Annotated in this window: 8 protein-coding genes; 7 read left to right on the forward strand and 1 reads right to left on the reverse strand. The window is 66.3% G+C overall.

Annotation, left to right across the window (positions count from 1 at the left end; all coding sequences use genetic code 11):
* Positions 1-67 precede the first annotated feature (67 nt).
* Both ACI48D_RS23150 and metF read left to right on the forward strand, forming a co-directional pair.
* On the forward strand, positions 68-421 hold the full coding sequence (locus ACI48D_RS23150) for a phage holin family protein (protein ID WP_435573589.1): 354 nt from the start codon (positions 68-70) through the stop codon (positions 419-421).
* Positions 408-1,250 (forward strand): methylenetetrahydrofolate reductase [NAD(P)H], encoded by an 843-nt coding sequence (gene metF / locus ACI48D_RS23155; RefSeq protein WP_435573590.1) that lies wholly within the window; start codon positions 408-410, stop codon positions 1,248-1,250. The genes ACI48D_RS23150 and metF overlap by 14 nt, the downstream gene beginning before the upstream one ends.
* 75 nt (positions 1,251-1,325) lie before the next feature.
* On the opposite strand, the gene ACI48D_RS23160 is transcribed toward metF, so the two are convergent.
* Positions 1,326-1,949, reverse strand: coding sequence for a 5-formyltetrahydrofolate cyclo-ligase (locus ACI48D_RS23160; protein WP_435573591.1), 624 nt, complete (start codon positions 1,947-1,949; stop codon positions 1,326-1,328).
* Positions 1,950-1,982: 33 nt separating this feature from the next.
* Between ACI48D_RS23160 and ACI48D_RS23165 the strand changes: the two genes are divergently transcribed.
* The 5 genes from ACI48D_RS23165 to ACI48D_RS23185 all read left to right on the forward strand — a co-directional run bounded on the left by ACI48D_RS23165 (position 1,983) and on the right by ACI48D_RS23185 (position 7,718).
* Positions 1,983-4,004: a transglycosylase SLT domain-containing protein gene (locus ACI48D_RS23165; protein WP_435573592.1), complete on the forward strand. Its 2,022-nt coding sequence runs from the start codon at positions 1,983-1,985 to the stop codon at positions 4,002-4,004.
* A gap of 26 nt (positions 4,005-4,030) precedes the next feature.
* The gene (locus ACI48D_RS23170) at positions 4,031-5,017 is read left to right on the forward strand and encodes a complex I NDUFA9 subunit family protein (protein WP_435573593.1); all 987 of its coding nucleotides are present in this window, start codon (positions 4,031-4,033) and stop codon (positions 5,015-5,017) included.
* A 9-nt stretch (positions 5,018-5,026) separates the two neighbouring features.
* On the forward strand, positions 5,027-5,743 hold the full coding sequence (locus tag ACI48D_RS23175) for a glutathione S-transferase family protein (protein WP_435573594.1): 717 nt from the start codon (positions 5,027-5,029) through the stop codon (positions 5,741-5,743).
* Between the two features lie 5 nt (positions 5,744-5,748).
* A complete protein-coding gene (locus ACI48D_RS23180) occupies positions 5,749-6,987 on the forward strand; it encodes a multifunctional CCA addition/repair protein (RefSeq protein WP_435573595.1) in 1,239 nt (412 codons plus the stop codon).
* Positions 6,988-7,055: 68 nt separating this feature from the next.
* Entirely contained in the window at positions 7,056-7,718 is a 663-nt protein-coding gene (locus ACI48D_RS23185; protein WP_435573596.1) for a GNAT family N-acetyltransferase, read from the forward strand.
* Positions 7,719-7,936 lie beyond the last annotated feature (218 nt).

The following is a 7,936-nucleotide window of genomic DNA, read 5'->3' on the forward strand; positions in this document are numbered from 1 at the left end:
TTCGGTGACACGGCGCCATCCAATCGGGTGGCGTCGCGGATGCCTACGCCCTCACGAAAGACACGACATGCGCTTGCTCCTGACCTGGTTGATCAATGCCGCGGCCCTGATGGCGCTGCCCTACCTGATGCACTCCGTGACCGTCACCAACCTCGGTGCCGCCCTCGTGGCCGCGCTGGTACTGGGCCTGGTCAACACCGTCATCCGTCCCGTGCTGGTCGTCCTGACCCTGCCGGTGACCCTGGTGTCGCTCGGCCTGTTCATCCTGGTGATCAACGCGCTGCTGTTCTGGCTGGTGGCGCACCTGGTCGAGGGCTTCCATGTGGCGGGATTCTGGTCGGCCTTCCTGGCGGCCATCCTGTACAGCGTGATTTCGTGGGCGCTTTCTACCTTACTCCTGAATAAAGATGGAAACCCCTAATATCAGCATCGAGTTTTTCCCGCCCAAGACCCCCGAGGGTGCGGAAAAATTGCGCGTAGCGCGCCAGAAGCTGGCACAGCTGCAGCCGAAATACTTTTCGGTGACCTTCGGCGCCGGCGGCAGCACCCAGCAGGGCACGCTCGACACCGTGCTCGAGATCCAGTCCGAAGGCCATGCGGCCGCGCCCCACCTGTCCTGCGTCGGCGGCACCCGCGAGTCGATTCGCGCGATCCTGCGCGAGTTCCAGTCGCATGGCATCCGGCGCCTGGTGGCCCTGCGCGGCGATTTGCCGAGCGGTTATGGCGGCGCCGGCGAACTGCGCTATGCCAGCGACCTGGTCGAGTTCATCCGTACCCAGACCGGCGACTGGTTCCATATCGAAGTGGCCGCCTATCCGGAAATGCATCCGCAAGCGAAGTCGCCGCAGGACGACCTGCAGAACTTCGCGCGCAAGGTGCAGGCCGGCGCCAACGCGGCCATCACCCAGTATTTCTACAATCCGGACGCGTATTTCCAGTTCGTCGACAATGCGCGCAAGCTCGGCGTGGACGTGCCGATCGTGGCCGGCATCATGCCGATCACGAACTACACGCAGCTGATGCGCTTCTCGGACATGTGCGGCGCCGAGATTCCGCGCTGGATCCGCCTGAAACTGGCCAGCTTCGGCGACGACAGCGCCTCGATCAAGGCGTTCGGCCTGGACGTGGTCAGTCAGCTGTGCGAACGCCTGCTCGCGGGCGGGGCACCCGGCCTGCACTTCTACAGCATGAACCAGGCGGCGGCCACCACCGCCATCTGGCAGCGCCTGCACGGATCGCCGGCGGCCTGACGACCGTCGATGGCAAAAAGCCCGCGCGCCAGTGGCCGCGGGCTTTTTTATTTGTGATTGCGAATCATAAATCGCTTATCTGACCTGGCTGCGCTCCGTCACGATCACATCCAGCGGCACGTCGTGCGGCGCATGCCCGAACTGCGCCTCCTGGTTGCTGTAGGCAATGCCCAGGGTCAGCGGACGCGGCGTCAGTTCCAGGGTGCGATCGTAGTAGCCGCCGCCATAACCCAGCCGGTAACCCTCGGCATTGAAACCCAGGCAGGGGATCAGGAGGGCAGTCGGGCGCTCGACGAAACGCAGCGTGGCCGGTACCGCCACCCCCATCTCGTCGGCCAGCATCGGCTCGTCCAGCTTCCACTCCGTGAACGCGAGCGGGGCATTGCGCTCCATCACCACCGGCAGCGCCAGGCGCACCCCGGCCAGCGCCAGTTCCGCATAGGCCGCGCGCAGGTCGGGCTCGCCGGCCAGCGGCCAGTAGACGCCGACGGTGTCCATCTGGCGCAGCCGCCACCAGGCGACCACCTGGGCGCCGATATGCGCATCCCACTGGACCTTGACGGCCGGGTCGAGCGTCCCGCGGGCGGTCCTGAGCGCCTTTCGCAGCGCCGCCTTGGCCGCCTGGCCGTCGCCCGTCACGCTTGAGGTATTGTCTGGCAGGCCCGAGAAGGGGCGTGGTATTCTTGATTCGCCGGTCATGGATGAAATGAAGCGTACATTAAGGTTGGTTTGATGTTTCTGTTGAAATTGTTAGCCGGCGCAAGTATTGCTGCCTCTATCTTGCTGGCGTTCTCGCCGGCTTCCGCCCAAACGGCGCCGTCCGCGGCGGCACCCGCTGCACCTGCCGCACCCGCTGCGCCTGCTGCAGCGTTGCCGCAAGCCGCCACCGACCTTGCTCGCGAGCAGGATGCGCTGTTCCTGCAGTTGCGCGAAGCCGCGCGCCAGAACGATGCCGGCAAGGCGGCCGAGCTGGCCGCGCGCCTGCCCAACTACGCAATTCCCTCGTATGTCGACTATTATCGGCTCAAACCGCGCCTGAAGGACGCGCCCAACGAGGAAATCCTGGATTTCCTGAAGCGTTACGAGGGCAGCGCCATCGCCGACCGCCTGCGCAACGACTGGTTGCTCGAGCTGGGGCGCAAGCGCGACTGGGTCAATTTCGACCGCGAACTGCCGCTGTTCGTGAAGAACGACGACTACCAGGTCAAGTGCTATGGCCTGTTGTCGCGCGCCGTGAAAGGGCAGAACGTGGCCCCCGAGGCGCGCGCGCTGCTGGACAATCCGCCGATGTACGGCGAAGCCTGCGCCGCCCTGGTCGCCCAGCTGGCCCAGTCCGGCCAGTTCAGCAAGGAAGACCTGCTGGCCCAGCTGCGCCTGGCCGGCGAGATGCACGCCACCGGTCCCTCGCGCCGCACGGCCATCCTGCTGGGCGCTTCCGACACCCGCGCCGCGCAAGCGGTCGATGTCCCGGCGCTGGCGATGGCGCGCGGCATCGGCAGCTCGCGCGTCGAGCACGAGATCTACCTGGTCGCCATCGGGCGCATGGCGCGCACCAGCCTGAAGCTGGCCACCGTGGCCCTGAACAAGAATGCGCCCAAGCTGTCCGCCGAGGAAAAGGCGATCGGCTGGTCGAACATTGCCCTGGCCGCCTCGCTGGTGCTGGCGCCGGAAGCCTATGACGATTGGCAGCGCGCCGCCGGCGCCCCCTTGTCCGAAACCCAGTCCGAGTGGAAGACCCGGATCGCGTTGCGCCGCGGCGACTGGAAAATGGTGCGCGCGACCATCGACGCCATGCCGGCCGACCAGCGCGCCTTGCCGGCCTGGACCTACTGGCTGGGCCGCGCCTACCTGGCGCAGGGCAAGCGCGAGGATGCGCAAGCCCTGTTCCGCCGCATCGCCGACCAGAGCAATTTCTACGGTCAACTCGCGCTGGAGGAAATCGGCCAGCAGATCACGATCCCGCCGAGTGCCGCGGTGCCGACCGCGCCCACCGCGCCCGAGCTGGCGCAGATGGCCGCCAATCCCGGCTTCAAGCGTGCCCTGAAATTCTTTACCCTGCGCCTGCGCTTCGAGGGCACGCGCGAATGGAACTGGGCGCTGCGCGACTTTTCCGACCGCCAGCTGCTGGTCGCGGCCGAGTACGCGCGCCAGAACGAGATCCTGGACCGCATGGTGAACACCTCGGAGCGCACCCGCACCGAATTCGACTACACCCAGCGCTTCCCGGCCCCGCACAACGATATCCTGCACCCGACCGCGCAGGGCCTGGGCCTGGACCAGGCCTGGGTCTACGGCCTGATCCGCCAGGAATCGCGCTTCATTTCCGATGCCCAGTCCGGGGTCGGCGCGTCCGGCCTGATGCAGGTAATGCCGTCGACCGGCAAGTGGGTCGCGGAAAAGATCGGCATGAGCGATTACGGCCACGGCATGCTGAGCGATATCCGCACGAATATCCTGCTCGGCACCAATTACTTGAACATGGTGCTGAACAATGCCGAAGGCTCGCAGGTATTGGCCACCGCTTCCTACAACGCCGGCCCGGGCCGCACCCGCACCTGGCGCGGCCTCTTGAGCGCGCCGATGGAAGGGGCGGTCTTCGTCGAAACGATTCCGTTCGAGGAAACCCGCAACTACGTGCGCAACGTGATGTCGAATGCAACGAATTACGCCGCACTGTTCGAGAAACGTCCCCAGTCGCTCAAGGCCCGGCTGGGAACGATCGCGCCGCGCGGCAGCGCGATGAGCCTGCCCTGAATTGGCCTGCCCCTGAGGAGTCCAGCATGCGCCAGCTGTCGGTAGTGTTGTTCGGAGGAACAGGATTCATCGGCAGCCACCTGGCCGCCAAGCTGGCCGAGCGCGACGTGACCATCGTCGCGCCGACCCGGCACGAAGCGCATGCGATGCATCTGATGCCGCTGGGCGTCGACATTGTCGAGGCCGACATCCACGACGACGCTACCCTGCGCCGCCTGGTGGCCGGCAAGGATGCCGTCATCAACCTGGTCGGCATCCTGCATTCGCGCCGCGGCACGCCCTACGGGCCGGAATTCCGCCACGTCCACGTCGAGCTGCCGCGCCGCATCGCCGCCGCCTGCGCGGCCGCGGGCGTGCCGCGCTACCTGCACATGAGCGCGCTGGGCGCGGCCCGCGACGGCCCCTCGATGTACCAGCGATCGAGGGCCGACGGCGAACTGGCCGCCGCCAGCGAAGCGACGGTCGCGCCCACGATCTTCCGCCCCTCGGTGGTGTTCGGGCCGGGCGACAATTTTCTGAACATGTTCGCGCGCCTGCAGCGCCACCTGCCCGTGGTGCCGCTGGCCGGCGCCCACGCGCGCTTCCAGCCGGTGTACGTGGGTGACGTCGCCGACGCTTACGTGCGCGCGCTGTTCGCGCCGGACAGCCGCAACCGGACCTACGAACTGGGCGGCCCCGGCATCTACACGCTGGCCGACCTGGTGCGGCTGGCGGGGCGCTATTCGGGCCATCCGCGGCCGGTGCTCGCGCTGCCCGACGCGCTGGCGCGGCTGCAGGCGATGTTCTTCGAAATGCTGCCGGGCACGCCGCTGATCACGCGCGACAACCTGGATTCCATGAAGGTCGATAATGTTGTCAAGCCGTCCGATCGGGTCTTGACAGCGGAAGCGCTCGACATCAAGCTCACGGCGCTCGAGTCCGTCGCGCCCGCTTACCTGGGGCCGACCGGGCAACTCGACGAGCTGCGCTCCCGGGCGCGGCATGCTCATGCGGAACACCCCCATCCGAAATAGAAAGAGACCATGCAGACAATCGAACTCGACCCGACGCTTTCGCAGACCCTCGACCAGGCGCGCCAGGCCGGCCTGACCCTCGTCATCGGCAACAAGAATTATTCGTCGTGGTCGATGCGCCCGTGGGTGGCGGCGGTGGCGGCCGGGATCCCGTTCACCGAGGTCCGCGTCCTGCTCGACCAGCCGGACACCTCCGCCAACATCGCGCGCTTTTCGCACGCCGGCCGGGTGCCGGTGCTGCTGGCCGGCGAGATGACGGTCTGGGACAGTCTCGCCATCTGCGAATACCTGGCCGAACAGTTCCCCGAAAAACACCTGTGGCCGCAGGACGTGGCGGCGCGCGCGATGGCGAGGTCAAGCGTGTGCGAGATGCATTCCGGCTTCACCGACCTGCGCACGTCGATGTCGATGAACATCAAGGCGCGCCTGCCTGGCCGCGGCCGCACGCCGGGCACCCAGGCCGACATCGGCCGCATCTGCGAGATCTGGGAAGAGTGCCTGTCGCGCTTCGGCCACCACCGCTTCCTGTTCGGCGATTTTTCGATTGCCGACGCCTTCTACGCGCCGGTGGTGATGCGCTTCAGGACTTACGGCGTGGCGCTGGCGCCGGCGCTGCAGGCCTATTGCGACCGCATGCTGGCGCATCCGGCCGTGGCGCGCTGGGTCGAGGAAGCGATGGCGGAGACCGAGATCGCCGCCGCCCACGAAGACGAACTCCCGGATTGATGGCGATGCGGGCCTACGTCGTCGGCGGCGCCGTGCGCGATGAACTGCTGGGGCTGCCTGTCCAGGACCACGACTGGGTCGTGGTCGGCGCCACCCCGGAACAGATGGTGGCGCAGGGCTTCCGCCCGGTCGGCAAGGATTTCCCGGTCTTCCTGCACCCCGAGACGCAAGAGGAATACGCGCTCGCGCGTACCGAGCGCAAGACCGCACCGGGCTACCACGGCTTCGTGTTCCATACCTCGCCCGACGTCAAGCTCGAAGACGATTTGATCCGGCGCGATCTGACCATCAATGCGATGGCGCGCGCCGAGGATGGCAGCATCGTCGATCCCTACGGCGGCCGGCAAGACCTGGAACACCGCATCTTCCGCCATGTGTCCGATGCCTTCGCCGAAGACCCGGTGCGGATCCTGCGCCTGGCCCGCTTTGCCGCGCGTTTCCCGGAATTCCGCGTGGCAGAGTCCACGAATGTCCTGATGCGCACCATGGTCGAGGAGGGCGAGGTCGACGCCCTGGTGCCCGAGCGCGTCTGGCAGGAATTGTCGCGCGGGCTGATGGAGCAGAAGCCCTCGCGCATGTTCGACGTGCTGCGCGACTGCGGCGCCCTGGCGCGCATCCTGCCGGAACTCGACGTGCTGTGGGGCGTGCCGCAGCCGCCGCTGCACCATCCGGAAGTCGATACCGGCGTCCACATGATGCTGGTGATCGACTACGCCGCGCAGCAGCGCCTGGAGCTGCCGGTGCGTTTCGCCGCCCTGATGCACGACCTGGGCAAAGGTGCGACGCCCGTTGACACCTGGCCCAAGCACCATGGCCACGAAGGCATGGGGCCGCCCCTGATTACGGCGCTCTCGAAACGCCTGCGCGTGCCGACCGATTGCCGCGACCTGGCCGTCATGACGGCGCGCGAGCACGGCAATGTCAGCCGCGCGCTGGAGCTGCGCCCGAACACCATCGTCACCCTGTTCGAACGCTGCGACGCCTTCCGCAAGCCGGAGCGCTTCGCCCAGATGCTGCTGGCGTCCGAGTGCGATGCGCGCGGGCGCGGGCATGAAACCCACGAGATGCGTTATCGGGACTACCCGCAAGGACCCTATCTGCTGCGCGCGCTGGCGGCGGCGCGCGGGGTGAACGCGGGCGAAATCGCGGGGCGTTATGCCGAGAACAAGGAGAAGATTCCGGAGGCGATTCACGCGGCGCGGGTCAGCGCGGTGAAGGCGGCCCTGAACGACGTGCGGGATTGAGCGCAGCTCATCTGCGCAATCCGCTACAATGATGGGATTGGTGCAGTGCACAAAACAAGCAATCCCCCATGCAGGACAATCCCCTCCGCCGCTGGCTGAACAACCTGATCGGCAAACACGGCCGCCAGCCGGTGCTAGTCAAGGCCTTGAGCGAGCGTGACCGCCGGCGCGTGCTGCGGCATTTCATGGCGCTCGACAGCAATGACCGCCTGCTGCGCTTCGGCAGCGTGCTGCCGGACGAGCAGGTCGTCAATTACGTCGGCAAGCTCGATTTCGCGCAGGACATCGTGTTCGGCGTCTACAACCGCCTGTTCCAGCTGGTCGGCGTCGGCCACCTGGCCTTGACGTCGCGCGAGGCGCATCCGGACAGCATTCACTACACCGACAAGGAAAAAGTGGCCGAGTTCGGCGTGTCGGTGTCGAAATCGGCGCGCGGGCAGGGCGTCGGCACCCGGCTGTTCGAGCGCGCCGCGATCCACTGCCGCAATTCGGACGTCGATACGCTGTACATGCAATGCCTGTCGTCGAACCGCACCATGATGCACATCGCCAAAAAGGCCGGCATGGAGATCAAGCGCGAGTATGGCGAGGCCGATGCCCACCTGCACCTGGCGCCGCCGAGCCCATCGAGCGTGCTGGCCGAGGCACTGGAAGAGCAGATGGCGAAGATCGACTACACCTTCAAACTGAATACCCGCGTCGCCTTGAAGTGGCTGATGCCGAAAAAATAGGCAATCGAGAGCGCCTAACAAACCCTTAGGGCAAGGCGCATCGGCGAAGACAGTACTTCAGTACGGCGAGACGATGCAACGCCGCCATAAGGGTTTTGTTAGGCGTACATGGACGCCCCCTGTTTGCCAAGCACTCAATTCGTGACAGCGTGAAGGTAAAGATTGCACCCGTACATTCGGACTTTGTATGCGACGATTTGCCGCGGTCCCTGATGGGA

The sequence above is a fragment of the Massilia sp. LXY-6 genome (genome assembly GCF_051233485.1).
Lineage (GTDB): Bacteria > Pseudomonadota > Gammaproteobacteria > Burkholderiales > Burkholderiaceae_D > Telluria.

Bases quoted from the DNA above. Each gene is read 5' to 3' on its own strand.
- ACI48D_RS23180 (WP_435573595.1), top strand. From the start codon at position 5,749: ATGCGGGCCTACGTCGTCGGCGGCGCCGTGCGCGATGAACTGCTGGGG.
- metF (WP_435573590.1), top strand. From the start codon at position 408: ATGGAAACCCCTAATATCAGCATCGAGTTTTTCCCGCCCAAGACCCCC.
- ACI48D_RS23170 (WP_435573593.1), top strand. From the start codon at position 4,031: ATGCGCCAGCTGTCGGTAGTGTTGTTCGGAGGAACAGGATTCATCGGC.
- ACI48D_RS23150 (WP_435573589.1), top strand. From the start codon at position 68: ATGCGCTTGCTCCTGACCTGGTTGATCAATGCCGCGGCCCTGATGGCG.
- ACI48D_RS23165 (WP_435573592.1), top strand. From the start codon at position 1,983: ATGTTTCTGTTGAAATTGTTAGCCGGCGCAAGTATTGCTGCCTCTATC.
- ACI48D_RS23175 (WP_435573594.1), top strand. From the start codon at position 5,027: ATGCAGACAATCGAACTCGACCCGACGCTTTCGCAGACCCTCGACCAG.
- ACI48D_RS23185 (WP_435573596.1), top strand. From the start codon at position 7,056: ATGCAGGACAATCCCCTCCGCCGCTGGCTGAACAACCTGATCGGCAAA.
- ACI48D_RS23160 (WP_435573591.1), bottom strand. From the start codon at position 1,949: ATGACCGGCGAATCAAGAATACCACGCCCCTTCTCGGGCCTGCCAGAC.